General features: G+C 64.8%; 24 protein-coding genes and 1 pseudogene. 2 read left to right on the top strand and 23 right to left on the bottom strand.

The genetic code is table 11. The annotated features are described in order from the left end of the window. Positions 1–183: 183 nt before the first annotated feature. From AK2_RS17640 to yabG, 11 genes are all read right to left on the bottom strand, one after another. Positions 184–777: a helical membrane plugin domain-containing protein gene (locus AK2_RS17640; RefSeq protein ID WP_067933494.1), complete on the bottom strand. Its 594-nt coding sequence runs from the start codon at positions 775–777 to the stop codon at positions 184–186. Further along, on the bottom strand, positions 762–3,779 hold the full coding sequence (gene fdhF / locus AK2_RS08965) for a formate dehydrogenase subunit alpha (protein WP_067933532.1): 3,018 nt from the start codon (positions 3,777–3,779) through the stop codon (positions 762–764). Before fdhF ends, AK2_RS17640 begins: the two co-directional genes overlap by 16 nt. A gap of 136 nt (positions 3,780–3,915) precedes the next feature. Further along, positions 3,916–4,764: a formate/nitrite transporter family protein gene (locus AK2_RS08960; RefSeq protein WP_083521015.1), complete on the bottom strand. Its 849-nt coding sequence runs from the start codon at positions 4,762–4,764 to the stop codon at positions 3,916–3,918. 222 nt (positions 4,765–4,986) lie between these two features. After that, positions 4,987–5,367: a RidA family protein gene (locus AK2_RS08955; protein ID WP_067933492.1), complete on the bottom strand. Its 381-nt coding sequence runs from the start codon at positions 5,365–5,367 to the stop codon at positions 4,987–4,989. Positions 5,368–5,423: 56 nt separating this feature from the next. Further along, positions 5,424–6,257, bottom strand: coding sequence for a pur operon repressor (gene purR / locus AK2_RS08950; protein ID WP_067933490.1), 834 nt, complete (start codon positions 6,255–6,257; stop codon positions 5,424–5,426). Positions 6,258–6,290: 33 nt separating this feature from the next. Continuing rightward, positions 6,291–7,133: a 4-(cytidine 5'-diphospho)-2-C-methyl-D-erythritol kinase gene (gene ispE / locus AK2_RS08945; RefSeq protein WP_369406130.1), complete on the bottom strand. Its 843-nt coding sequence runs from the start codon at positions 7,131–7,133 to the stop codon at positions 6,291–6,293. 52 nt (positions 7,134–7,185) lie between these two features. Continuing rightward, positions 7,186–9,840, bottom strand: coding sequence for a cyanophycin synthetase (gene cphA / locus AK2_RS08940; RefSeq protein WP_067933484.1), 2,655 nt, complete (start codon positions 9,838–9,840; stop codon positions 7,186–7,188). Between the two features lie 4 nt (positions 9,841–9,844). Then, positions 9,845–10,678, bottom strand: coding sequence for a cyanophycinase (locus AK2_RS08935; RefSeq protein WP_067933482.1), 834 nt, complete (start codon positions 10,676–10,678; stop codon positions 9,845–9,847). A 128-nt stretch (positions 10,679–10,806) separates the two neighbouring features. After that, entirely contained in the window at positions 10,807–10,986 is a 180-nt protein-coding gene (locus AK2_RS08930) for a small, acid-soluble spore protein, alpha/beta type (protein WP_067926358.1), read from the bottom strand. Between the two features lie 162 nt (positions 10,987–11,148). Further along, the gene (gene veg, locus AK2_RS08925) at positions 11,149–11,427 is read right to left on the bottom strand and encodes a biofilm formation stimulator Veg (RefSeq protein ID WP_067933528.1); all 279 of its coding nucleotides are present in this window, start codon (positions 11,425–11,427) and stop codon (positions 11,149–11,151) included. Positions 11,428–11,526: 99 nt separating this feature from the next. After that, the gene (gene yabG / locus AK2_RS08920) at positions 11,527–12,387 is read right to left on the bottom strand and encodes a sporulation peptidase YabG (protein WP_067933481.1); all 861 of its coding nucleotides are present in this window, start codon (positions 12,385–12,387) and stop codon (positions 11,527–11,529) included. Between the two features lie 89 nt (positions 12,388–12,476). Between yabG and AK2_RS08915 the strand changes: the two genes are divergently transcribed. Next, positions 12,477–13,304: a glycosyltransferase family 2 protein gene (locus AK2_RS08915; protein ID WP_067933480.1), complete on the top strand. Its 828-nt coding sequence runs from the start codon at positions 12,477–12,479 to the stop codon at positions 13,302–13,304. A gap of 47 nt (positions 13,305–13,351) precedes the next feature. Here the strand turns inward: AK2_RS08915 and AK2_RS08910 are convergent, their stop codons facing one another. From AK2_RS08910 to metG, 5 genes are all read right to left on the bottom strand, one after another. Continuing rightward, entirely contained in the window at positions 13,352–13,834 is a 483-nt protein-coding gene (locus tag AK2_RS08910) for a ribonuclease H-like YkuK family protein (protein WP_245632838.1), read from the bottom strand. Positions 13,835–13,985: 151 nt separating this feature from the next. Further along, a complete protein-coding gene (rsmA, locus tag AK2_RS08905) occupies positions 13,986–14,861 on the bottom strand; it encodes a 16S rRNA (adenine(1518)-N(6)/adenine(1519)-N(6))-dimethyltransferase RsmA (RefSeq protein ID WP_245632837.1) in 876 nt (291 codons plus the stop codon). Beyond that, positions 14,854–15,516 (bottom strand): ribonuclease M5, encoded by a 663-nt coding sequence (gene rnmV / locus AK2_RS08900; protein ID WP_083521014.1) that lies wholly within the window; start codon positions 15,514–15,516, stop codon positions 14,854–14,856. Before rnmV ends, rsmA begins: the two co-directional genes overlap by 8 nt. Further along, entirely contained in the window at positions 15,503–16,312 is an 810-nt protein-coding gene (locus tag AK2_RS08895) for a TatD family hydrolase (protein ID WP_067933472.1), read from the bottom strand. Before AK2_RS08895 ends, rnmV begins: the two co-directional genes overlap by 14 nt. Next, the gene (metG, locus tag AK2_RS08890; RefSeq protein ID WP_067933470.1) at positions 16,312–18,402 is read right to left on the bottom strand and encodes a methionine--tRNA ligase; all 2,091 of its coding nucleotides are present in this window, start codon (positions 18,400–18,402) and stop codon (positions 16,312–16,314) included. The genes AK2_RS08895 and metG overlap by 1 nt, the downstream gene beginning before the upstream one ends. 858 nt (positions 18,403–19,260) lie before the next feature. On the opposite strand from metG, the gene AK2_RS08885 reads away from it, so the two are divergent. Further along, positions 19,261–19,500, top strand: coding sequence for an AbrB/MazE/SpoVT family DNA-binding domain-containing protein (locus tag AK2_RS08885; RefSeq protein ID WP_026962249.1), 240 nt, complete (start codon positions 19,261–19,263; stop codon positions 19,498–19,500). Positions 19,501–19,670: 170 nt separating this feature from the next. Here AK2_RS08885 and rsmI read toward each other — a convergent pair whose 3' ends face one another. The 7 genes and pseudogenes from rsmI to AK2_RS08850 form a co-directional block, all read right to left on the bottom strand. Continuing rightward, positions 19,671–20,627, bottom strand: coding sequence for a 16S rRNA (cytidine(1402)-2'-O)-methyltransferase (gene rsmI, locus AK2_RS08880; protein WP_067933468.1), 957 nt, complete (start codon positions 20,625–20,627; stop codon positions 19,671–19,673). Between the two features lie 88 nt (positions 20,628–20,715). Next, a complete protein-coding gene (locus AK2_RS08875; protein WP_067926335.1) occupies positions 20,716–21,018 on the bottom strand; it encodes an initiation-control protein YabA in 303 nt (100 codons plus the stop codon). 26 nt (positions 21,019–21,044) lie between these two features. After that, positions 21,045–21,683 (bottom strand): annotated as a pseudogene (locus tag AK2_RS08870) (PSP1 domain-containing protein); the annotation flags it as partial. A gap of 55 nt (positions 21,684–21,738) precedes the next feature. Beyond that, positions 21,739–22,776, bottom strand: coding sequence for a DNA polymerase III subunit (locus tag AK2_RS08865; protein WP_067933466.1), 1,038 nt, complete (start codon positions 22,774–22,776; stop codon positions 21,739–21,741). Between the two features lie 44 nt (positions 22,777–22,820). After that, on the bottom strand, positions 22,821–23,150 hold the full coding sequence (darA, locus tag AK2_RS08860; protein WP_067926325.1) for a cyclic di-AMP receptor DarA: 330 nt from the start codon (positions 23,148–23,150) through the stop codon (positions 22,821–22,823). 122 nt (positions 23,151–23,272) lie between these two features. Beyond that, the gene (gene tmk / locus AK2_RS08855) at positions 23,273–23,884 is read right to left on the bottom strand and encodes a dTMP kinase (protein ID WP_217994684.1); all 612 of its coding nucleotides are present in this window, start codon (positions 23,882–23,884) and stop codon (positions 23,273–23,275) included. A gap of 22 nt (positions 23,885–23,906) precedes the next feature. Further along, positions 23,907–25,289 (bottom strand): aminotransferase class I/II-fold pyridoxal phosphate-dependent enzyme, encoded by a 1,383-nt coding sequence (locus tag AK2_RS08850; protein WP_067933462.1) that lies wholly within the window; start codon positions 25,287–25,289, stop codon positions 23,907–23,909. Positions 25,290–25,334 lie beyond the last annotated feature (45 nt).

Here is a 25,334-nt window from a genome sequence, read left to right as displayed (position 1 = left end):
TCACGAATTCTTGGCGAACCCAGCAGGTGCCGCTGCAAACAGGCTGCAAGAAGGGAGCCCACGCCCCCCTCTCGACGCGGCCCCCGGGCGCTTTGCCATCCACTCCGTCCAGCGGCTGGTGAGTGTGGGTAATCCCCCAGTCCCGCGGGACGGCGACGAGCGGCTTGCCCGAGGCCCCTTGCCTCAGGCGCCCGCCGCCGCGGACTCCCCGCCCGTCCCGGCATCGGACGCGGCACCTCCGGCCGCCGTGCGGTTGGCGCTGGAGCCGGCGCCAGCCACCGGCGCTCCTTCCGCCTCGGCGCGCAGCGCTCGGCCGACGCCTTTGCAGGCCGCCAGGAGCAGCCGAATGGCCGCGCTGACGTCCGGATCGGCCAAGTAGGCCAGCAGCTTGAAAAAGCCAAGCGGCGTCTCCAGCGCTTTTCGGTCAGCCTTGGCCTCGTCGACGCTGGCTACGGCGCCTTGGGCCAAGCGGCCGAACGCCTCCAAATCGACGGCCCCCAGCGCCTGCGCGGCCGTCGCCAGGTTTTTCAGTCCGCGCACAGCGCCGGGTTGGTTGACAAAGTCCACCACAATGCGCAATACGTCGTCCGCCTGCTCCAGCAACGCGGCGGCCAGGGTGAGCAGCCCGCGATCATGCAGGGCCCGCGCCAACCGCAGCGCTTCGGCCAACGCGTCCACATCCGCCGCGGCCATCTGCTGCAGGCGCTCCATCGCCTTGGCCTGGGCCTCCGCCTCATCCGTCTGCGCTGGAACCACGGTGGTCACAGGTTTTGCCATGCTGCCGCCTCCCTCTCCGCCTCATCCGCCCGTAGCTTGCCGACGAGCGGGCGATAATCGGCGCGGGCCCACTTTTTCTCCACCTCAACCCCCGGCTTGGGATGCGGCTGGTGCCGTCTTGGGTTGTTGCGGCCAAGCGGCGAGGCGCCTTTGTCGCCGAGCACCTCCAGCCGCACCCGCACCTCTTTGTAAGCGGGCGTATGGGTGATGACGTCCGACTCGCTGCTGGTCAAGCGGTTGACCGCCTCCTCGTCCTTGGGCGAATTCATCGGCATGTACAATTCGCGGCCGGCGACTCTGTCGGTCACCACAGCGCGCACCTTGACGCTCCCGTACGGGGAGACCAGGCGCACCAGCGCGCCGTCCTCGATTCGGCGTTCCGCGGCCAGCTCGGGCGAGACCTCGACAAAGGTCATCGGCACCTTTTCCCGCAGCCCGCGGACGCGGTAGGTGAGGTTGCCCTCGTGGAAGTGCTCCAGCATGCGGCCGTTGTTTAGGTGCAGGTCGTAGGTTTCCTCATAGGCTACCGGCTCCTGCCAAGTGACCGGGCAGAACCGCGCCCGGCCGCCCGGCAGCGCGAACTGCTCGGTGTACAAAAGCGGCATGTCGCGCCCGTCCTCTGCAACCGGCCACTGCAAGCTGCGGTAGCCTTCCAGCCGCTCATAGGTCGCGCCCTTCATCAGCTCGGTGGTGCTGCAGGCCTCCTCAAAAATCTCGCGCGGCGACGTGTAATTCCAGTTGGCGCCCAGCCGGTTGGCGACCATTTGGATGATCTGCCAATCCGGCTTGGCGTCGCCGAGCGGCGGCAGCGCCTGGTAGAGACGCTGGATGCGGCGCTCGGTGTTGGTGAAGGTGCCTTCCTTCTCCAGGCTTGGGCAGGCCGGCAGGATGACGTCGGCGAATTGCGCCGTCTTGCTGAAAAACGCGTCCTGCACGACGAAGAAATCGAGTTTTTCAAACGCCGCCTCCACGTAGTTGGCGTTGGAGTCCACCACCGCCATGTCCTCGCCGACCAGGTACATCGCTCGCAGACGGCCGTCGTGCATGGCATCCACCATTTCGTGGTTGTCCAAGCCCTTGTTGGTCGGCAGCGTGACACCCCAGGCCGCCTCCCATTTGGCGCGCACCTGCGCGTCGTCCACCCGCTCGTAGCCAGGCAGAAAGGCCGGGGCACAGCCAAAATCGCCCGCCCCTTGGACGTTGTTGTGGCCGCGCAAAGGATAGGCGCCGGTGCCCGGCCGCCCGACCTGGCCGGTCAAAAGCAGCAGGTTACAGATAGCCGTGCTGGTCTCCGTGCCGCCGCGGTGCTGGGTGACGCCCATGGCCCAGCAGATGGACAGCCGCTTGGCGTTAGCAATCATGTCCGCCGTTTGCTGCAATTCTTGCGCGGATAAGCCGGTGACACGCTCGGCGTACTCGAGGGTGTACGGGGCCAGCGATTGGGCGTATTCGTCAAACCCCTCCACCCGCTCACGCACAAACGCCTCGTCATAACGTCCAGAGTCAAGCAGCAGCTTGGCCACCGCGTTCAACCAGACCAAATCTGTTCCCGGCTTTGGGTGCAGGTGCAGATTCGCGCGGCTGGCCAAGTCGTTCTTGCGCAGGTCGGCGACAATCAGCTTCTGCCCGTGCTTCTTCTGGGCGCGGCGCAGGCGCGTGGCGAGCACCGGGTGCGACTCGGCCGTATTGGCGCCCACGACAATGACCAGGTCGGCCAAGGCCAAATCCGAGATCGATCCGGTGTCTCCCCCGAGCCCCATCGTCCGCCGCAGCGCCTCCGTCGCCGGCGCCTGGCAGTAACGCGAACAATTGTCGATGTTGTTCGTGTGCATGACCGCCCGCGCCAGCTTCTGCATCAAGTAATTTTCCTCGTTGGTGCACTTGGAAGAAGAGATGAAGGCGATGGAGTCGTCGCCGTGCTGGCGGCGGATGTCGGTGAGGCGCTGGCCGATGTACTCTATGGCCTCCTCCCAGGAGGCTTCGTAAAACGCGTCGCCGCGGCGGATGAGCGGCTTGGTCAGGCGCTCCGGGCTGTTGACAAAGTCCCAGCCAAACTTGCCCTTGACGCAAGTGGAAATCTGGTTGGCCGGCGCCTCCATCTGCGGCTCGACCTTGAGGATCTTGCGGTCCTTGGTCCAGATGTCGAAGCTGCAACCGACGCCGCAGTAGGTGCAGACCGTCTTGGTGCGCCGAATGCGCGCCTCACGCAGCTTGGCCTCCACTTCCGAGACCGCGAAAATCGGCCGGTAGCCCGGTTCCACCTGCTTGGTCAGGTCAATCAGGCCGCGCAGGGTGGTCTTTTCCACGCCGGTCAGGTAACCGGCTTCACCCAGCATCGATTTCTCCTGCAGCGCGTTGCACGGGCACACGGTGACGCAGTGGCCGCAGGACACACAGGAAGACTCGTTGATAGGCACATCGTCATCCCAAATCACACGCGGCCGATCCCGCTCCCAATCGATGGAGAGCACCTCGCTGACCTGCAGGTTCTGACACGCCTCCACGCAGCGGCCGCAGAGAATGCACTGGTCCGGATCGTACCGGTAAAAAGGATGGCTGTCATCGACAGCGTACGGTTTGGGCGTAAACGGCTCCGCTTGCTCGTTGAGGCCCATCGCCATGGCCGTGTTGTGGATGACACAGTTGCCGTTGTTGTTGTCACAGACTGTGCAATAAAGTTCATGGTTGACCAGCAGCCTGTCCATCGCCTGTTTGCGCGCCAAGCGGGCCGCCGGCGCCTGGGTCCGCACCATCATCCCCGCTTGCACGGGGGTTGAACAGGCGCGCAGCAGTTCATCCCCCACCTGAACCAGGCAGGTGTCGCATGTCTCAATCGGCCCCAGTGCCGGATGATAGCAAATGTGAGGAAAGTCAGGCTGATCCTTCAGGAGAACGTCGAGCAGGCGGGCGCCCGCGGGCGCCTCGACCGGATTGCCATCCACGTACAGACGCACCCGGGTGGCGTCCTGTGCGGACGCCTCCCATTTTGGCTGCACATCCATCTCCATTCGGTACTCCCCTCCACTTCCGAGTCTCAGTGGGACACCCGTCCTGTGGCGAATGCCCGGGCACCCCAGCCGGCGGTGCGCGAGGCGGCAGCCGCAACCACCATCCCCCGCGACGGCAGGCACCGCACCTTCACGACGACTGGTTGCCCACGTCCTCACTCACCATGCCGCGCGGCGCCGCGTGGACCGAGTCGCTCGGTGCGGTGCGGCCCTTGAGAAACGCGTACCAATAAGCCGTGGCCACAAACAACCAGCCGCCGATGGCGTTGCCGATAAAAGCGCCAATCCACTCCACGATGATTTGCCCCCACGTGATGGGCGCGCCGACGAAGTAACCGGCGGGCAAGAAGAACATGTTGGCCACCACGTGCTGGAACCCAATGGCCACGAACCCCATGATGGGGAACCAGATGCCGAAAATCTTGCCCACGATGTCCTTCGCCCCAAGCGCCATCCAGACGGCCAGGCAGACCAGCCAGTTGCAGCCGATGGCCGAGAGGACGGTCGGGCCAAACGGCAGCGTCGCCTTGGACACCGCGACGGCTATCGTCGCCTTGTCGTACGGAGGCTGGTCGAGCATGTGGGCGCCGACGCCGAACACCCAGGCGACAAACAAGGAGCCGATGAGATTGCCAATCAATACCCACCACCAATTGTAGATCAAACCCAGCCACGATGCCCGCTTGGCATGCACCGCGAGGGGCACCGTCATCATGTTGCCGGTCAACAGTTCCCCGCCACAGATGACGACTAACATCAGGCCAATCGGGAATACAGCTCCGCCCACAAGCGCTTTCAAGGTGCCGCTGGAATCGGGCATACCGGCAGTCACACGCAGATCAAACAGGGCGCCAAGCGCGATGAACGCGCCAGCCAGAAAACCGAGCACCAACAGCTTGCCGACCGGTGTGCGAGCCTTCTCTTCGCCCGCCTTGACCGCAGCGGCCGCAATCTCGGCCGGTGTCAAGAAGTTGCTCATGAAAATCACACTCCTTTGTGCCGCGATGGTATGGAGAGTAGATAGATTGGCCGCAACCGAGCCTGCGCATCATCTGCACACAGTCTGCCCACAAGCTGCCCAGGACGGGTCCGCTTCGGCGGCACCGCCTGCGCGGCCGACACCGACACGCCCAGGCAAGCCCGCGCCGGCGGGGAGTGCCGGCCTGGGCTTGCCTGTTTCGGTCGCCCGCCAGGCTGCGGCCTAGGTGGTCGGCCGGACCGCGACCAGCTCAATCTCCACCTTGGCGCCTTTGGGCAAGGCGGCCACCTGAACGCACGAGCGAGCCGGGCGATGATCGCCGAAAAAGGCGCCGTACGCCTCGTTGACCGTGTCAAAGTCGGCCAAATCTGTGAGGAAGATTGTCGCCTTGACGACATTCGTGCGGCCCACCCCGGCCGCGGACAGCACGGCGTCCAGGTTGGCCAGCACCTGCTTGACCTGTTCCTCTACGTCTCCCTGCACCAGTGTCCCATCCGGCCGCAGCGGAATCTGGCCGGAGGTGTAAACCACCCCGCCGACCTCAACCGCCTGCGAGTACGGCCCAATCGCCGCTGGCGCCTTGTCTGTCGCGATGATTCGCATGGCTCACGACCCCTTTGTACAGCTTCTGTATGGCGACGGCTCCAAGCGGAGCCGACTCACCTGCCATCCATCTGGTCCAACACGGGTGCCGAGGGGCGTACCTTGACCCCCTCGCCTTCCTGCAAGTCTTCCAGCGTGAACAACGAGAAGTACTCTTCCACCAGCTTTTTCGCCGGTTCCCGCGTGGTCATGAAGACTGCTGTCCCGACCACTTCGGCGCGAAACTCGCCGAGCAGCGTCGAGACCGCCTTGACCGTCGCGCCCGCGCGCATGAAATCGTCGACGATGAGCGCCCGCGCTTGTTCCGGCATGGCCCGGCGCGAGATGGACATGGTCTGGATGCGCCGCTCCGATCCGGACACGTAATGCAGGCTCACGGCGGGCCCATCGGTCAAGCGGTGCTCACGGCGCGCAATCACCACCGGCACATGCAAGTAGCGGGCCGCAGCCACCGCCAACGGAATGCCCTTGGTCTCCACCGTCACGACCACGCTGACGCGCTTATCCTGGTAGACCGAGGCAAACCAGCGCCCGACCAAGTCCAGCACGTCCGCGTCCCCCAACACATCGGACATGTAGAGAAACCCGCCAGCCAGGATGCGCGAGGCGTCCGACAGCTTGTCAGACATCTCGGCCACGAACGCGCGCTGCCAGGCCGCCGGCACCTGGGCGCGGAACACCACCCCGCCGGCCGCCCCCGGGTGCGTCTCCACCCGGCCGCTGCCATCCTCCTCAACGACCTGGCGCAATAGGGTCACGTCTTCGCTCAACGAAGACTTGGCCGCGTCCCACGCCTGCGCCCAGTAGGACAGCGAGCACACCTGGTTTGGGTGCTCGACGAGTGCCTGTGTCACACGAATCAACCGCTCCGCCCGCCGCGATCCCGTCACCCCCTTGCCCTTCGTGTGCCGCCGCCCTGGGCATCAGGCGATGCGGCTCAGGTAAACCTCGCGGACAAAACCGCGCAGGGCGTTGTACAAGCGCTGCGCCGCCGTCTGCGTCCCCATCAGACAGTACAGGGTGGGTCCGCTGCCGGACATATGTACGGGCACCCGCGCCAACGCCTCCATCCGCCGCTTCAAGTCGGCCAATCCAGGATACAGGCGCATCGTCACCGGCTCCAAATCGTTGCTGATGCGCCGACGGACGGCCTCCACATCCCCCGTCGCCAACGCCTCCAGCATCGCCCGACTGCTCGGCTCGCTGCGCACCGTGTAGCCGTCCATCGCCTGATACACAGCGGCCGTCGAAACATGCACAGGAGGACGGATGAGGACGACAAAGGCGCGCAGGCTGTGCGCCACCGGTTGCAGCCGCTCGCCCCGCCCCGTCGCCACCGCACAGCCTCCATGCACGCAAAACGGCACGTCCGATCCCACTTCGGCGCCTATCTCCGCCAGTTCCGCCAACGACAGGCCGGTACCAAACAGTCGGTTGAGTCCGCGCAGCACCGCCGCCGCGTCGGACGATCCGCCCGCCAAGCCGGCGGCGACGGGGATCTGCTTGTCAATCTTGATGCGCAGCCCGCCGCGCCGGTTGGTGTGGCGAAAGAACGCGGACGCCGCCTGATGCGCCAGGTTGCGCTCGTCCAGCGGCACCTGACTGGCGTTACAATCCAATTCTATTCCATCTGCGTCGCTCCGTTCCAAGAGCACAGAATCCGACAGGTCAATGGCCTGCATGACCATATCGACGTCGTGATACCCGTCCGGCCGGCGGCCGATGACGTCCAGTGTCAGATTGATCTTGGCGTACGCCCGTTCCACCAACAAGTCTCCCACCTCGACCCTTTTAGCATGGTCGAGAATGGGCGGCTCGTCAAGTTATGCCGGCCACGGCGCGCCCGCTCGGCTCGGACACCGGGGAAGGCACCAGCACCCCGCCCATGCCCTCAATCAGGGTGGACAGCCGCGGCAATCGCTCGTAGAACATCGCGACCACCTCGTCGGGCTTCATTTCGGCAATCGCCTGGCGCAGCGCCTCCTCTTCGGAGAGCACCACCCGGCACGGTTTCTCCGGGTGCAGCCGGCGAATTTCCGCGGCCATGAGTTCGGCCACCTCGCCCTCGCGACGGCCGCGTTTGTCCTCGTCCTCCTTGACCAGGAAGGCGTCAAACCAGCCGGATAGTTCCGCGGCCGCCTCGCGGATGACCACGTCCGATCGATCTCCCGGCACCCCGACCACGCCGATGCGACGCTTGCTGCCCAGTCGCGCCAGCCATTCTCCGACGCGGCGGAAGCCGTCCGGATTGTGGCCGTAGTCCAGCACCACGTAACCGCCGCCCGGCATGCGGTAGGTCGTCAGGCGGCCTGGGTTGTCCCTGTCCGGCCGAAACGACAAAAGCGCATCGGCCACCTGCCGCCGTGTCAGCCCGATGGAGCGCAGCGCCGCAGCGGCGGCCAGGCAGTTCTCAATCTGAAACCGCGCGGTGCCCTCCAGGGTCACCGGGATCTGGCGGGCGAAGGCAATCTCCCAGGACAAGTTCCCCCGCCCTTCGGTCAGCCAGCCCCGCTGCAAGAAAAAGCCGACTCCCCCGCTGGCCAGGTGCCGGCGCAACACCGGATTGTCGGGGCCGGCCGCGAAAAACACCACCTTCGCCCGCAGACGCCGCGACAGCTCGACCAGGTGCTTGTCCTCCGCGTTAAGCACCACCGTGCCGTCCTCGAACACACACTCGGCCACCAGGGACTTGATGTGCACCAAATCCTCAATCGACTCCACGCAGTCCTGGCCGATGTGGTCCAGCGTGATGTTGGTCAAAACCGCCACGTTCGCCTTGTCGTAGGCGAGCCCGCCCCGCACGATGCCGCCGCGCGCCGTCTCCAGCACCGCCGCCTCAACGGATGTGTCGGCCAAGATCATGCGCGCGCTGTCTGGGCCCGTGGTGTCCCCCTCGACCACCTTCTTGCCGCCGATGAACACACCCCCTGTGGTGGTCATGCCGACCGTGCGCCCGGTGCTGGCGAGTCCATGGCCAATCAGGCGGGTGGTGGTCGTCTTGCCGTTGGTGCCGGTGACCGCGATGAGCGGGATGCGGCCGTCGTCGCCATCGGGAAACAGCGAATCCACAATCGCCCCCCCGGCCTCCCGCGCCGACCCGTAAGACGGGTGCTGGTGCATGCGGATGCCGGGCGCGGCGTTCACCTCGACCACGGCGCACGCCTCGCCGTCGCACGGCGGGCGGTCCACCGCCGGGACAATCATGTCGATGCCGCAGACGTCCAGGCCAATCAGGCGCGCCGCCCGCTCAGCGATAAGCCGGTACGACTCGGCCAATCGCCCCGTGATGTCCACCGCCTCGCCGCCGGTGGAGAGGTTGGCGCTGTCGCGCAAAAACACAGCGCGGCCCGCCTCCGGCACGTCGTCCAGGGAGAGACCCTGGCGGGCGAGCACCTGGCGGGCGATTTCATCCACGACGATGCGGGTGAGTGGCTTCTCATGGTCCGTCCCCCTGTCGGGGTGGGCGTTGACCGCCTCAATCAATTGCCGCACCGTGTGCACCCCGTCCCCCTGAACATGCGCAGGGATGCGCTCGCTGGCGGCAATCAAGCGGCCACCGACGACGAGCAGACGGACGTTCCTGCCCTCCACGTACCGCTCCACCATCACGCGCTGGCTGTAGCGGCTGGCGAACTGGTAAGCGCGCCGCACCTCCTCTTCGCTGGCCAGGTTGAGACTGACGCCGCGGCCCTGATTGCCGTTGTACGGCTTCACGACCACCGGTGCGCCGAGGCGGTGAAACTCGGCCACCGCCTGCTCCTCGTCCGCCGCCACCCCCCCGTACGGCACAGGGATGCCGGCGGCGCCGAGGATGTCCTTGGCCAACGGTTTGTCGGACGCGATGTCCACCGCCACGGCGGAGGTCCGATCGGTCATGGTGGCCTGCACCAGCTTCCGCTTGCAACCATAACCCAATTGCACAAGGCTTCTTTCGTTCAACCGCCGCACCGGGATGCCTCTCCGGTTGGCGGCGTCGACGATGGCCTGCGTGCTCGGCCCAAGGGCCGTCTCACACAGGATGGCGGCCGCCTCCGCCAACACCTGTTGCAGAGGATACGCGCGACCGGCGAGCATGCACTCGACAATCTCCATCGCCGCCTGCAACAAGAAGCGCTGACAGCGGAACGCCTTGCACTCCATGACCATTTCGTACCGGCCAGGCCGACCGGCGTACAGCGTCTTGCCGTAGTGCACGTCGATGCCGACGCAGCAGGCCAACTCAATCGCCAAGTGCTCGACAATGTGCCCGAAATACGTGCCTTCCTCGAGACGGTCGACAAACCCTCCTGGCTCTCCCTTGGCGCAGTGGTGTTCGCGCAGCCCCGGGAAATCCGCCAACAACCGCCCGTTGAAGCCTGGAAACTCGCGGCTTTCGCGTTCGGTCAGGTCTTCCAGGTCCACATCGGCAACCAGAATCGGTCGATAGAGATACAGATTGGGCCCGTCTATGTGGCGCACCGAACAAATCCTCATGGATTCAGCTCCTTGCAGCCTCGGACCGGTATGCTGCCCAGTCCGTTATCGGTCTCCTGTCGCGCAGGTGGAACCCGTACCCCTGCGGCAGGATGTGCAGTTGAATGCCGCACAGGCACAGCGCCTCATCGGATTCCACCACGTCCAGGTTGGAATACTTCACCCCGCCGGCGTCCACCACGCTGACAGCGCCGCGGCCGAGCACGCGGAAGGCGCCGTTTTCGACAATCACGGCCGTGTCCTCGTCGATTCCGAGGCCCAGGTGGTGCGGGTACTGGGCGACGGCAGAAACCAGCCGTCCCAGGCGGCCGCGTTGGGCAAAGTGCTGGTCAATGACCACGCCGTCGAGAAACTCCATGCCCGGAGCCATATCGACAACCGCGATGCGGGGATTGGTCTCGGCTTCCCCATCGACAATCATGGTGCTCGACATCATCGATGCTCCGGCGCTGGTCCCCCCCAGCGGCACTCCGCGCGCCAGCGCGTTGTGCAGCGCCGCGTCGACGCGGGTGCCCCCGAGCAGCTTGGTGATGCGCAGCTGATCCCCGCCTGTGAAAAAAATGCAGGTGGCGTCTTGAATGAACTGGACTGCGCTGTCGGTGTCGGCCGCAGCGCGGTGGGAGACGTCCAAGGTGCGCACATCGGCGGCGCCCAGGCGCCGAAACACCTCGACATACTCCATACCGACCTCGACCGGCGTTTCGCTGGCCACCGTCATGACCAGCACCTGTGCATGCTTGTCTCCACCGAGCCGCATGAATTCGCGCAGGATTCTGCACTCCCCCTGCTTATCCTCGGCTCCGCCGATGATGACCAATGGGCCAGTCTTGTGCGACATGGGGTCCCTCCTCACCGCTGGAACACACACGCGCTAGTCTGTCCGCGCGAAAAATCCGGTATGCAGAAAAACCGGGGGCAGAGAACGCCCCCGGTGGCCGTCGGTGCCGTGGATGTCACGGGCCTTGCCTAGCGCTTGTGCTCGGACAAAGACTGTTCCGCAATCTCGATGGCGCGCTTGACCATGTTGCCGGCGTCCCGAGTGGTGATGGCGCCCCACCCCTCACGCTGAACCGTGTCGTAGAAACCGAGTTCCTTCGCCAGTTCCAGCTTCAGCTCATCCGACATGGTGCCTCTGCGTCGCCCCATCGTTCAACACCCTCCTCATCGCAGCCGAGCCTGGCCCAAACTGCGTGATCTGACGGCCAATCCTAGTGTCCGCCTGCGCCACACTCGACAAACACGCAAATCTTGACAAAAAAAGACGGCCTCGCGGCCGTCCTCATCCCGCCCGTGTATGCGGGACCCGATTTATTGTGACTGTGTATACGTGATTTTCACGTTATCCCCGTTCTTACACACCATCAACTCAACAGTCTCCGTCAGCAAATCCGCATAACTGTAGGAGACCCGTTCAAACGAACCATCGGATGGTTCCAGGCGAACCACAAACACAGACGGATACGTTTCTTCCAACACTCCGCTGCGTTCGATGGTCTTGCGTCGACCGCCGTTCGCCCGCAGCAAAACCTTCTCCCCGACAAGTTCATCGAGGCTGCTCTTAATGTCGTGGAGCGCATTCCTGGCCAACACACACCACCTCTTTCCATCGGCCATTATACCATGGAAGAGGATATACGTCAACCAGGCTAATCATTATAGCAAGGGTCGATTTTCGTTGTCAATGGGTCAATACAGAGATTTCGGCAGCCCCAAACGGTATTTTCCACGAGATTCCAGCCCACCGATGCCGTCGGTACCGGTGTACGTGGATTGCACCACATCGTACACGTTCACAGTCTGGTTGATCGGCGTGTAGGCCACCTTTTCCGCGATGAACACCGGATCGAGCGCGTGAATCATGATGCGCTGCGGCGAGCTGGCAAAGTTGGCGCCCGCGTCGAGCAACGATTCGAAGTGGGACTGGCAGGCCCCGGCGATGATGACCAAATCGTCCATGCTGCGCGAGTGGCGTCTGGCGTTCTGCACGGTGCGGACAAAGTTCATGGAGTTGCGGTAGTTGCGGATGTCGGACAGGTCCTTGCCTTTGCGGATGACGCCGTCGTGGCCGGTGATGATAAGGATGTCGGGCTCATACTGTTCCAGTAGGGCGCGCACCGCCTCGGGCATGCGGGACTCCACCATATGTTCACCAAACGCCCGGATGCCGAGTTCCCTATACATGGCCAGACACTTTTGCAGGTAGGTGCCGTCGCCGTCAAGGTGGAGAACCCGTCCGGGCCGTTCAAAAAAATCGGGCCGGGAATCGAATCGCGCCTCCTTGCGCAGGGACAACTTTTCGGACTCCTTCTCTCGCCGCGAGCGAATCAGGCGCACGCACTCAGATTCCAGGTGGTGGCGGTAGGCTTCGAATTCTTGCCGTTCCTCGTCGCTCACAACCTCCAGGTCGGAGAGCGGAGCGTCGGCCATCAACCGCACGTCGATGCCCTTGAGGATGGCGGTCTGGGTTTCTTCGTCAATCTCCACAATGACGAAACACAAGTCCTTTCCGTACGATTTGCGCGCCACGTAATCTCCCGTCTTGGCCACGCGAATCCCCTCCCGTAGTCTCGGGGCCGTGTCTGGTTTCAGGATATGACAGGCGGGATACGCGTGACACGGGGCAAGGAGGCTTAAGCTTGGCACCTTCGCCGCATGAACCCATCTACGCGCTCATACCGGCGCGAAACGAAGCGGCGCGCATCGGCCCGGTGCTGGCGCAGCTGGCGCGCGCAGGCGCGGCGGGCTGCCTGGTGGTCGCCAACGGCTGCCAGGACGAGACGGCCGCCGCGGCCAGGCGGTTTGCCGCCCGCTGGCCGCAAGGTGCGCGCCGTGTCCGGGTGATTGAGGTAGAGGCGGCGCTGGGGCCGGACGTCGGCCGCGCCTACGCGGCCTACCTGGGTCTGCGCTGGGCCCGGCAGGCGAAGGGGTTCGTGTTCGTCGACGGGGACTGGGCCGGCGGCTTCGGACCCAGCCTGGCTGCGTTTCTCGACCGGGCTGGGAGGGCCCCAGCGCTGGTGGCATACGCGCAGGCGCGGCCCGATGCCAGCCGGCTGGATCTGGCCCTCTACCAGGCCGCCTCAGCCCGCCTGGCCCCTCATCTGTCCCAGGCGGCCGTGTCCGAAACGCCGCTGTATGTACAAAAAGACGCGTTCGACCGCGTCTCGCCCTGGTGGCTGCACCAGCCCGGACTGTGGTTTGCCCGCTGCCTGCTGGCAGGGATGAGGATGGTGGTGATCCCCCGCACGGTGTTCGATCCGCTCGTCCGCGGCGACCGCACGCGCTCAGCGCGGCAACAGCGGGCGATGCGGGAGACGCTCATCGGCGACGCCGCCGAGGCGGCACGCCTGCTCTTGGGCCGCAAGCCCGGGCGAAGCTGGCGCGGCCGCCACTACCCCGGGCTGGCCGGGCAGCGGCGAACGGACCTGCTGGCCGCGTTGGCACAGACCATCCAGCTCCCGCCGTGAAGGAGCGCGGAGCACAGCCGGCGAACGCGGCCCCACCGAGCGGCCTATCATACCTTCGTGTACCGGTCGGCGACCTTGGACGCCCCGTAGGAGTCGGGCTTGATACGCGCTTCGTAGCCGCTGGCCGTAATCCACGCGACAATCTCACGGATAAGCTGTTTGGTCGCACCCTTTTCACCGATGTCCAGATGAACCTCAATCTGCCAATCGCAGCCATGAGCCTTCAGTTGCTCCGACAGCTGCGCCCCCAATTGCAGGGAATACCCCGCCTCGCTGAACATCCGCTGCCGGAGCGAACGCATGAACGGCAACCTCTCGCGGTGGACGAAGTAACGCGCCCCTTTGCCCAAGCGGTGAAAGATCACTGCGGACACAAAGGTCACAGACTGGTCGTGGGGCTTGGGCTGCGAATCGGTGCCAATGATAATGCGGAACGCGTCGTGCGGATGGCTCTTCGCTTCCTGAACCAACTCATCGACAACCTCGTCGATGTCCATCGTGCCGCGCGTCGGGTTGAAGAACCTCCACACTGCGCGCACCTCCCTGCCAACCTCGTCAGATCGCAAATCTCCGGGTTGTGAACAGTCGGGCAATTGTCCCGCCTACAGTATATGCCAAGCAGGCCCCTGGAAGAAAGGCTGAACTCCTGGCTCTGTAGCCAAAAACGACCATTGGCCGGGGTCACCCCCGGCCGGCCCGTTCGCTGTATGCATCGGCAACCCGCACAAATTCTTGCAGGGACAAGGTCTCCCCCCGCCTGTCCGGGTCTATCCCGGCCCCCATCAGCAGGCGCCGCGTCTCATCCCGGTCCCAGCCCAACCCGCCAGCCAGCGCATTGGCCAGCGTCTTGCGGCGGGTGGCGAAGGCGGCACGCACCACCCGCCGCAGGTCCGGAAGGTGGCGCACAGGATGGCGGGGTGGGCGGCAGGACAGACGGACAACCACCGACTCGACCCCAGGCGGCGGCAAGAACGAGGACGGCGGCACGGACACGATGCGCTCCACCTCGGCCCTGTACTGGACCATCACCGACAGCGCCCCGTACTCCTTCCTGCCGGGAGCGGCCGCCAATCTGTCAGCCACTTCCTTCTGTACCATGACCAGGATGTTATTCACCGGCACGGCCGCCTCGAGGATGTGGAACAAGATGGGGGTCGTCACATAGTAGGGGAGATTGGCCACCACGTGCACGCGCGGGCAGCCAGCAAACCGCGCCCAAAGTTCCTGCAGGTCCACATCCAGCACATCCGCGTAGACCACCTCGACGCGCGCAAACGCCCGCAGCGACTCGGCCAGCAGGGGCTGCAGGGCGGCATCCTTCTCCACTGCCACCACTTTGCCTGCCCGCGCCGCCAGACGCTGCGTCAGTACCCCGGCCCCCGGGCCAATCTCCAGCACCCCGTCACGCTCGCTGATGCCGGACGCCTCGACAATCTTGTCCAGCACCCGTTCGTCAATCAAAAAGTTCTGACCGAGCCCTTTTTTGAGCACGAACCCGTGGCGGGCCAAGAACCGCTTCAGTTCCCCAGGCCTCGCCAGGTGGACGGCCTCAGCCACCGGCGCCATCTCCCCTCGTGCCGATCGACGGCGAGGTGCCCCGGGCTCCGGCTGGTGCCCCATCCGCGGACAGGCGGGCCAGGGCCGCCTCCCACTCGGCGCGCGTGACACCGAGCAGGTTCAGCTTGCGGACAAACGCCTTCGCGTTCGCCAATCCGATGCCCAACCACTCCCCCACCTGCCGCCGCCGCTCGGCCGCCCCCGCGCAGCCAGCCAAGCCGACGGCGATGAGATCGGCAATGGAGAACTCGGGAGAATGCCCGGTCGGGCTGGCGACAGGCGCGGCGGACCCGCGGGTGTGCAGCAACGCTTCGACAATCGCCTCAGCGCTCGCCAGCTCCACTCCGACGCGGCGCCCGTCCGTTGCCGCCGCCCGCGGGATGAACGCGTGCCTGCAGCCCGGCACCTCTTCGTCGATGCGGCGGCGAATGCGCTCGCCTGGCCCGTCCGGATCGGTCAAAATGATGATGCCACGGGTGCGCCGGATTCGCTGCAGCTGCTGCAGCAGGCGGCGGCTCATCCTGTCCCCGCCGACGACGAACACGTCCGCTTCCACCGCGCTCTCGACCTTGTGCCGGTCATGTAGGCCCTCGACCACAATGACGTCCTCCAGGCGCGGCCTGCCAGCCCGCGCTGCCGCGTCAGATGCGCACATCGGGGCCATCCTCCCGTGCCTTCGCGCCACCTTCAATGCGGAACAGGCGCCTGGCGTTGTCTGTGGTGAGACGAGCCACCTCGTCCACGGTCTGGCCGCGCAGCTCGGCCAGCTTCTCGGCCACCAACCGGACACGCTCCGGCTCGTTGCGCTTGCCGCGCAGCGGGTGCGGTGACAAGTAGGGGCTGTCGGTTTCCACCAACAGCCGGTCATCCGGGACGCGCGCGGCCACCTCTTGCAGCACCTTGTTGCTCTTGAAGGTGACCGGCCCGCCGAAGGAGATGTAAAACCCGATGGCCAGGCAGCGCTCGGCCGCCGGCCAATCCGCACTGAAACAGTGCATGACGCCGGTGAGTTCGGGCGCTGCCTCTTCCTCAAGCAGGCGAACGACATCCAGGGTGGCGTCGCGGTTGTGAATGATGACCGGCAGGCGCCGCTCCTTGGCCAAGCGCAGCTGTGCCCGGAGGACCTCTTGCTGCACCTCGCGCGGGGCGGTGTCCCAGTAATAGTCGAGGCCAATCTCGCCAACGGCGACCACCCGTTCATCTTGTGTCAGCGCGGCGATTGCAGGCACATCGGCGAGCGACGCCTCGGCCAGCGACTCGGGGTGCAATCCCACCGCTGCGTAGATGTCGCCGTGCTGGCGCGCCAGGGCCAGCGCCTGCTCCCCGGTGGCCAGGTCCACGCCCGGGACCACGAACCCAATCACGCCAGCTTGCCGCGCCCGCTCCAAGACCGCGTCCAGGTCATCGCGGAAGCGGTCGTCAAACAGGTGGCAGTGGCTGTCAAACAGCATCACTTGACCACCGCGCCGTTGGGGATCGAATCGGGTACCGATACCAGTTTCAGCTGGTTGCCCTCGGACGCGCACAGGATCATGCCGTTGGACTGGACACCGCGCAGCTTGACCGGCTTGAGATTGGTGACCACGACGGCTTTTTGCCCGACCAGCTCCTCCGGCTGATAATACTGGGCGATGCCCGAAACCACCTGGCGCACCTCGCTGCCCAGGTCAACCTCCAGACGCAACAGTTTGTCCGCGCCCTCAATCCGCTCGGCCACGCGGATTTGACCGACAGTCAGTTCCACCTGGTCAAACACGTCGATGCCAATCTGCGGCTTGACCTGAACCTGTGTTTCACTCATGGGGGATCCACCATCCTTGTCCACATGGGATTGTCCGCTCTCGGCCCGCGCCATCGTCCGGCCGCTGACCTGAGCGTGCCCGGCCGTGGCCGCAACGGCCCCGGCTTCGGAGACGGCTGCCGAGGCTGCGGCCCCTCCCGCCTGTACGCCGGCGCCCTGGGTGGCCTGTGTCGCGGCGGCCAGCGCCTCCACCTCGGCCGCCACATCCAGGCGCGGGAACAACGGCTCCCCCGCTTCCACCCGCTTGCCGGCGGCCAAGGCGCCAAAACGGCGCGTGCTCTCCCAGCTGGTCTCGTCCGGAGACAGCTGGAAGCGCGCGTGGATAGTCGCCGCAGCCCGTGGCAGGAACGGCTGCACCAAAATCGACGCGACACGGATGGCCTCGCACATCGTGTACAGCACCGTGCCCAGGCGCTCCCGCTCACCCGCTTTGTTCAGCGCCCACGGCGCGCTCTCGTCGATGTACTTGTTGGCGGCGCGCACCAAGCGCCAGATGTGCTCCAGGGCGACCGAGAACTGGAGGCTGTCCATCGCGTCCTCGACCTGGGGAATCGTCTCGGCCGCCAGCTTCACCAGGTCCTCCTCCAAGCGTTGGCGCAGCCCCGGCTGTGGGATGACGCCGCCGTTGAAGCGGCCGAGCATCGCCGCCGTCCGGTGCACCAAATTGCCAAAGTCATTGGCCAGGTCAAAGTTGAGCCGCTGCAGCAGCGATTCGGGCGTGAACACCCCGTCTTGGCCGAACGGAATCTCGCGCAACAGGTAATAGCGGATGGCGTCGCTGCCGTAGCGCTCAATCAGGAGCTTGGGATCAATCACGTTGCCCTTGGACTTGCTCATCTTGCCGTCTTTCATCATGAAAAAGCCGTGCCCGTATACCTGCCTGGGCAAAGGCAGGCCGAGCGCCATCAGGATGATGGGCCAGTAGATGACATGGAAACGGACGATGTCCTTGCCGACAAAGTGCACGTCGGCCGGCCAATAGCGATGGAACCGGTCGCGCTTGTCGGCATCCTCCGAGAGATAGCCGAGTGCGGTGATGTAGTTGGTCAGGGCGTCCAGCCAAACATACACCACGTGCTTCGGGTTGCGCCGCACATGGATGCCCCAGTCGAACGATGTGCGCGAGACGCACAAATCCTGCAGCCCCGGCTTGATGAAGTTGTTGATCATCTCGTTCTTGCGCGACTCGGGTTGGATGAACTCCGGGTGCTCCTCGTAGTAGGCGAGCAACCTGTCCACATACTTGCTCATGCGGAAGAAATAGCTCTCTTCCTGGACATATTGCACTTCGCGCCCGCAGTCCGGACACTTGCCGTCGACCAGCTCGCGCTCGGACCAAAAGGATTCGCAGGGTGTGCAATACCAGCCTTCATACTGGCCGAGGTAGATGTCTCCCTGGTCAATCAACCGTTCGAAAATCTCCTCAACCACCCGGGTATGGCGCGGCTCCGTGGTGCGGATGAAGTCATCATAGGAAATGTCAAGCCTGTCCCACAGGTCGCGAATCCACGCGATGATGTCATCCAGGTAGGCCAACGGCTCCTGGCCCGCCTTCTCGGCCCGTTGCTGGATCTTCAAGCCGTGCTCGTCCGTGCCCGTCAGGTACATCACATCGTAACCGCGCAGACGCTTGTAGCGCGCCAGCGCGTCCGCCGCGACCGTGGTATAGGCGTGGCCGATGTGCAGCTTATCGTTTGGGTAATAGATGGGCGTCGTGATGTAAAACGTTGGTTTCCCCATATCAAGACCTCCCTGATTGCGTCTTCGCACCCTGGTGGTGGGGAGCCACGCGCCAGCGCGACCATCCACAAAAGGCCCGCCCCGAATTGGGGCGAGCCTTGAACCCGCGGTACCACCCAAATTTGTGCACGGGCGGCAAACCGGAAGCGCCCATGCACCTTCCTTTCGATAACGGGACCCCCCGCGAATGGGGACCTCCGCGCGCGCCTACCTCAGCCGGTCAGGCTGTATCGACGCGCGAGTCTCCAGAACCATACCACCCCGGGACCGCACATCGGCTCCCACCCTCCCGACTCGCTGGCCTGCGGCACCCCCGAAGCTCTATTCCTTCACAGACGATCCTATGCGGTTGGAATGCCTGAAATATAGCAAGAAGTCTGCGGAGTGTCAAACCCAAGCGGCCGCCATCAACCGGACACAAAATCGACAAAGTTTGTATTGACTGGTATCGTAAATCAAGAGTATCGTAGAAATGAGCCGACGAGATTACAGTTATTCCTGTAACATCCATAAGACGTGGAAAGAGAAAGCGACGCTCGGTATTCCACTGCGACTATCAGAGATTTCGTGACAATTATGGGGGTGTTTTCACGTCCAGAACGGCCGAAATAACGGGAGGCCTGGAATTTTTCACGACTTCACCACAAGTAGATCTATGCAAATATCTTGCTATCATGTATAGTTACAGTAATTCAGTACGTCATTTGGACGGACCTGGACGATGAAAACGACAGATCAAGCCCCGTATTTGTACCGTTCTTGCCTGTCCATTTGGCAAATCAGTGAGTGATTCACCGGTAATCCGAAAAGTTGGTGTTGAATTCATTCTTTGGGAACTAAAAAAGGAGTGATTACCCCATGAAGTCGACCGGCATCGTCCGCAAGGTGGATGAACTTGGGCGAGTGGTGATTCCGATTGAGTTGCGACGGACGCTCGGCATTGCGGAGAAGGACGCCTTGGAGATCTACGTGGACGGGGACCGCATCATCCTCAAGAAGTATGAGCCGGCGTGCATCTTCTGCGGACAGGCGGATGAGATCATCCACTTTAAGGGCAAGAACATCTGTCCGTCTTGTATCGCGGAAATGAGTTCCTGAATCTCTCCCCATCCCGGGCCGTTGGTGGCCGTAGCGCCCCCATCGGCCCGCTTTCACGTGAGCACCAAGCCTCTCGCGGACGACTCTGAGCCCGCGGGCGCCCATCCCGTCACCCCGACATCCAACGTGCGATGTCCAAAAAGAGAGAAAGGATGCCTAGCAGGTGTCGTTCAAGCCCCGCCCCGCGGCAGGGTCGCTTGGTACAACGGCCGCCGCGGGACACCATGCGCCCGCGCCGCCTCGCGAACCGCCTGGGCGTGCGTCGCTCCGGCCGCCATGCGCGCCTGGACATCGGCGATGGCGGCAGCCAGCCCGCCGCTGCCGTCGCCCATGGCCGCCGTGTCGGTCCCGCCGGCGCCGGATGGGGAGGGGGGCTCGGTGCCCGCGCGGCTGTCCGGGACCGGGCGCAATGCGCCGAGCTGCCGCGTCGCCTCGAGGATGAGCACGTACTCGCCCCGCACCCCCTGTTCTTGCACGAAGGCCAATACTTCCTCCACCGTCCCGCGGACAAACTGTTCATGGCGTTTGGTCAATTCGCGGGCGATGACCACCCGGCGCCCCGGAAACCAGGCGGCCAGCTTGCGCAGCGTCGCCTCTAGGCGGTGCGGCGCCTCATAACAGACCACACTGCCCGGAAGTTGCGCGATGTCGGCCAACGTCGCCTCCAAATCACGCTCCCGCCGCGGCAAAAACCCCACGAAGGTGAACGGCACCACTGATTCGCCGCTGGCCGCCAGCGCCGCCAGAAACGCGCTCGGGCCGGGCACCGGGATGACCGGAACCGCCCGCGTCAGCGCCAACGACACCGCGTCCTCGCCCGGATCGGAGAGAAGCGGAGTGCCCGCGTCCGACACCAGCGCCACCCGCTTTCCCTCCGCCCACCAACGCAGCAAGTCTTCGCGGCGCGCGATCTCGTTGTGCTGGTGGTAGCTGACCAGCGTTTTGCCATGGATCTCGTAGCGCGCCAGGAGCTTGCGCGTCTGTCGGGTGTCTTCCGCGCAGATGATGTCCGCCGCGCGCAGCACGTCCAACAGCCGCAGGGTCACGTCATCCAGGTTGCCAATTGGCGTGCTGCACACCCACAGACACGGCCTTTCCGATGCAAAGCTGTCCTGTACAAAAACCATCGACGCCCTCCCATACCCCTGCCCGCCCCAGGGACCGGCAGGGCGCCCGAACAGATAAGGGGCGGCGCGCGGCCGCCCCTTCACGGGCTCAGCTTTTGTCCAAAAACCCGAGGCAGAACAGGCACTCCCCCTCGGTGCGGAGGCTGCCATACTTCACATTGCAGATGTGAAAGCCTTCCTTATAAATTCGGTACAGGTTATCCAGTCCGGATACGGTCTCCAGCTCTTCGCCGGTCGCCAATCGCTTCCAGCGTTCCTTTTCCTGCTCCAGCTGCTGGTTTTCCTCAATCAGGGTCTGGATTTTCTGTTTGAGCGATCCCAGCTCCACATACAGCTCGCCGATCCGTTCTTCCAGGTTCGCGACCTGCACAAACAGCGACTGTTTGTCCATGGCGGTTAGATCAACGTCCCCTGTTCCTGGTAGACATCGTTCTCGAACTTCAGACAACACATCAGCCGGCCGCATAGGCCCGAAATCTTCGTCGGGTTGAGCGAAAGGCCTTGGTCCTTCGCCATCCGAATGGAAACGGGATCAAACTCGCCCATCCAGGTGCTGCAGCATAACAGCCGCCCGCAGGGCCCGATGCCACCGAGCATCTTGGCTTCGTCGCGGACGCCAATCTGGCGCAGCTCTATACGCACCCGGAAGACGGACGCCAGGTCCTTCACCAGTTCGCGAAAATCCACACGCCCGTCGGCGGTGAAATAGAAGATGAGTTTGGCGCGGTCAAACGTGTACTCCGCGTCCACCGATTTCATCTGCAGGCGATGCGCCGCAATTTTCTGCTTGAAGACCGCAATGGCCTCCTTCGCCCGCCGCTGATTCTCCACCACCTGCTCGGCGTCCGCCGCGGTGGCCACGCGACCGACCTTTTTCAGCGGCAACACCACATCGTCTGCGCTGACCTGCTGCGGCCCCACCACCACTTCTCCGTACTCGACGCCGCGCGCCGTCTCGACGATGACGTGATCATGCTTCGCGACCTGATAATCCCCGGGGTCAAAATAATAAATCTTTCCGGCCGATTTAAACCGAACGCCGACAACGGTGTACACTCCATTCGCCCCCCGGTGCCGTCACCCGGCCGCGGGCCACCCTGGTTTTGGGAGATCACGGCCGCAGGCGCCGCAATCGGATGCACAGCTGCTCCGCATTGAGCGCGGCGGCCACGTGCGACCGCAGCCGCGTTTGGGCGTCCAACAACAACTGGATGCCTTCCGTCAACTCCCCGATATCCGCGGATTCCGCCTGTCGCGTGAGCGCGCCGGGATGGTCCGCAAACCGGATGGGGCCTTGGCCGACCTTGGTGTGCAGGAGGTCCTGCCACCAGGCCGAAAGAATCCATAAAACGTGCGACCATGCATCCTCGCCGGGCACATCGGCCGCCATGTTCTGTAAGCGTTCTGCCAACAGCAAGGCCGGCTCCTCGCCGTCCAGCCAAGCTTGCGTCCATTGTATCACTGGCGGCAAAAGCGTGGCAAACCCCTTTTCCGCCGCACTGTGGGCGGTGCGCCCCAGCTCCTCCGGGCCACCCGCCTCCGCACCATCTTCCTCCGGCGCCCGGGCGCCACTGGCACCCGCGTCCACCGCCGGAGGCTCCCCGACCCCCACCGCCAGCGCCCGCGGCCACGGGTCCTGGCCCGCCTCCGCGCCCGCCACTGGGAAGGCAAAGCAGCGAGACCGAATCGTCGTCAGAACCCGCTCTGGATAGGCGGTGGTGAGAATGGCGACAACCGGGGCCGCCGGTTCCTCCAGGGTCTTCAGCAGCCGGTTGGCCGCTATCGGCGTCGCCAGGTCCACCTCGCGCAGCACGTACACCACCCGCCGCCCGTGCCCGCGCACCATCAACTGCTGCTGCAGCGCCTCTACATGACCGGTGCGGATGCCCTCCTGGGCGCCGTCCAGCAGAGCGTAGTCCGGGTGGCTGCCAGCCGCGAACTGCTGGCAGGAGTCGCAGACTCCGCAGGGAGCCGGTTCGCCCGAGCACAGGAGAGTATTTGCCAAAAATTCCGATAACTGTGCCGTGGCCTCCCTCCAGCCGGTCAAGAGAATGGCGTGCGGCATCCGCCCGTCTACCATCCGCTCGTACAAGCTCGCCAGCCCCTCGTTCTGGAAGGGCCAAGCCGAAAACGGCGCAAGCACTCCCATCGCCCACTCCCCATTCGTCTGCCGGTGGTCCCGGACCGCACGGTTTAGAACTGCTCAAAGCGCTCCACGTCGAGAACAAACACCGTCGCCCCACCGACCTGGACCGAGACCGGGTATGGAACGTACGACTCCAACTGGCTGCCCAGCGTCGCCATCGGCGTAACCACCTGGTCGCGCGAGCGGCAGCTGTGCCGAATCACGTCGAGCACATCCTGCACCTGTTCGTCCTCCACGCCGATGAGAAAGGTGGTGTTGCCCGCGTGCAAAAAGCCCCCGGTGCTGGCCAATTTGGTGGCCCGAAAATCATGTTTGACCAGGTTCTGAGCCAGTTTGGGACTATCCTTGTCCTGCACGACCGCGATGACCATCTTCATCGCCGTTGTCCCCCCTGTCCGATGCGCCCGGATGCGCGGCCGCCGGCTCCCGCGCGCCCGCTTGGGGCGCATGGCTCAGGGTGCTTGGCATCCAGGCCTGTGCCGAGATTCGGCATATTCAGCTATACAAACCAATTCGCGATATGGTTCCATATTTCCTGCTCTATCGCGTCTTCGGGCAAAGTGGCATCGACCACCTGCACACGGCGGCTGTCCGCGCCGGCGATGTCGAGCAGCGCCTGGCGCACCCGCTCAAAGTACGCCTCATCGCGCTGTTCTATGCGGTCCCGCGGCTGTCCAGACGCGACCAGCCGCGCCCGGCCGACGGCAACCGGCAGGTCGAGCAAGATGGTTACGTCGGGCAGCAGCCCGCCGGTAGCCATCTGATTGACGGCGCGCACCGCCTCCACTCCGAGGCCCAGTCCCGCCCCCTGGTAGGCGAGGCTCGCGTCGACAAACCGGTCGCACAGAACGACGCGCCCCTCCGCCAGGGCCGGCCGAATCACCTGCTGCACCAACTGGGCGCGGGAGGCGGCATACAGGAGCGCCTCGGTCGCCGCGGCGGGCGCCTCGTCGACGTCCAACAGCAACGCGCGAATCCGTTCCCCAAGCTGCGTCCCGCCCGGTTCTCTGACCCGCGTGAGCGGCTTCCCGAGCGATTGAAGCCTCGCCGCCAAACGGTCGCACTGAGTCGTCTTGCCCGCCCCGTCGATACCTTCAAAGCTGATGAACACCGGGCGTCCGCCTCCTCCATCGTCAACAGATGACTGCAATCTCCCCGTCGTCCGTCACTCCCTGTACATCGTACCCGCTTCTCCAGACCGCCGCCAGCAGGTCACAATGTTCAGGCTCAATCCGCTGCCCGGGCAGGATGAGCGGCACACCGGGCGGGTACGGGATGACCATGCGCTGGGCAAGGCGACCGACCGCGGCGGCGATGGAGACCCATTCGCAGCCAGCCGCCTCCGCTTCCGCCGGCGCCACATCCAGCACCGGATGCGCCCGCGCCAAAGCTTGCCACAGGCCGCTTTCGGGCGTGTCGGAACGGGGCCGAAACTCGGCCCGCCAGCGCGCCACCGCGTCCCGGTAGCGGGCCAGGGTGCGTTCGGCCACCCCCAGCCCAAACACCGACAGCACCCCCTGGCCATCGGCGTATTCGGGGAACAGCCCGCGCGCAGCCAATTCCTCCGCCAGGCGCAGGCTGGCCGCCCGGTCACCCGTCGGCAGCCATTGGCGCAGCGGATCGATCCGGAAGTCGCCACCCCCCTCTGCCGGCAGCAGGTCGAAAGCGGCGAGCCGCGCCAGGGTCTGGCGCGCGCTGTCGGGTCCTTCCGCCTCCCGCCAGGCCCGCGCCGCATCCAGGGAGGCGAGGAGCAAATAGGAAGGGCTGGTGGAGTGCAGGAACAGGAGCGCCGCCCGCAGCCGTTCGCTGTCCACGCGCGGCCCTTGCACGTGCACCCAGGCGGTCTGCGTCAGACCGGGCAACGTCTTGTGCACACTGTGGATGACCACGTCCGCCCCCGCCGCCACGCTGTGCTGGGGAAGCTCGGGGACAAGACCGAAGTGGGCGCCATGGGCTTCATCGACAATCAACGGCAGCCCGCGCGCGTGCACCACCCGGGCGATGGCCGCCACGTCCGCCGCCAACCCCTGATAGACGGGCGAGGTCAGGAACACCGCCTGCACGGCTTCGCCGGCGTCCAGCCAGGCCGCCACCTCGTCGGCGGTGGGCGGAAGCGCCAATTGGCAATCAGCGGAATAGCCGGTCCGCCCCAGACACGCCCGCGCTCCGGACCAGACGAGCCCGCGCCAGGCGCTTTGGTGGAACGGGCCGGCCAGGAGCACGGCGCCGCCGGGACGGACCACCGCCTTTACCGCCGCCATGACGCAGGCGGTGGAACCGTTGACGCTGTACAGACACGCGTCAGATCCGTACGCCACAGCCGCCAACCGCTGCGAGCGGGCGATGCATCCCCTGGCGTTGTGAAAGTCGTCGAGCCCGGGCAGCTCGGTCAGGTCGAGCAGGAGGCCACGATCGAGAAAGGAGAGAAACGCCTCCCAGCCCACGCGGCCCTGCTGGTGGCCAGGGATGTGCAGACTGGCGTACTCCCGTTGAATGTGCTGCACCAATGCGTCCAAAATCGGCGTCTGCGCGATGCCAATCTACCCCCAATCCCAAAACCG

The sequence above is a fragment of the Alicyclobacillus kakegawensis NBRC 103104 genome, assembly GCF_001552655.1.
In the GTDB taxonomy this organism is placed as follows: domain Bacteria; phylum Bacillota; class Bacilli; order Alicyclobacillales; family Alicyclobacillaceae; genus Alicyclobacillus_G; species Alicyclobacillus_G kakegawensis.
The sequence above is the reverse complement of the archived record's forward strand: the minus strand, read 5'-3'. Positions and strand labels throughout refer to the sequence as shown.

Bases quoted from the DNA above. Each gene is read 5' to 3' on its own strand.
- fdhF (WP_067933532.1), bottom strand. From the start codon at position 3,779: ATGGATGTGCAGCCAAAATGGGAGGCGTCCGCACAGGACGCCACCCGG.
- darA (WP_067926325.1), bottom strand. From the start codon at position 23,150: ATGAAGATGGTCATCGCGGTCGTGCAGGACAAGGATAGTCCCAAACTG.
- AK2_RS08960 (WP_083521015.1), bottom strand. From the start codon at position 4,764: ATGAGCAACTTCTTGACACCGGCCGAGATTGCGGCCGCTGCGGTCAAG.
- rnmV (WP_083521014.1), bottom strand. From the start codon at position 15,516: ATGTGCGCATCTGACGCGGCAGCGCGGGCTGGCAGGCCGCGCCTGGAG.
- AK2_RS08930 (WP_067926358.1), bottom strand. From the start codon at position 10,986: ATGGGGCGACGCAGAGGCACCATGTCGGATGAGCTGAAGCTGGAACTG.
- AK2_RS08895 (WP_067933472.1), bottom strand. From the start codon at position 16,312: ATGCTGTTTGACAGCCACTGCCACCTGTTTGACGACCGCTTCCGCGAT.
- AK2_RS08865 (WP_067933466.1), bottom strand. From the start codon at position 22,776: ATGGGAGTGCTTGCGCCGTTTTCGGCTTGGCCCTTCCAGAACGAGGGG.
- AK2_RS08885 (WP_026962249.1), top strand. From the start codon at position 19,261: ATGAAGTCGACCGGCATCGTCCGCAAGGTGGATGAACTTGGGCGAGTG.
- rsmI (WP_067933468.1), bottom strand. From the start codon at position 20,627: ATGGTTTTTGTACAGGACAGCTTTGCATCGGAAAGGCCGTGTCTGTGG.
- metG (WP_067933470.1), bottom strand. From the start codon at position 18,402: ATGGGGAAACCAACGTTTTACATCACGACGCCCATCTATTACCCAAAC.
- cphA (WP_067933484.1), bottom strand. From the start codon at position 9,840: ATGAGGATTTGTTCGGTGCGCCACATAGACGGGCCCAATCTGTATCTC.
- AK2_RS08955 (WP_067933492.1), bottom strand. From the start codon at position 5,367: ATGCGAATCATCGCGACAGACAAGGCGCCAGCGGCGATTGGGCCGTAC.
- AK2_RS08875 (WP_067926335.1), bottom strand. From the start codon at position 21,018: ATGGACAAACAGTCGCTGTTTGTGCAGGTCGCGAACCTGGAAGAACGG.
- AK2_RS17640 (WP_067933494.1), bottom strand. From the start codon at position 777: ATGGCAAAACCTGTGACCACCGTGGTTCCAGCGCAGACGGATGAGGCG.
- AK2_RS08935 (WP_067933482.1), bottom strand. From the start codon at position 10,678: ATGTCGCACAAGACTGGCCCATTGGTCATCATCGGCGGAGCCGAGGAT.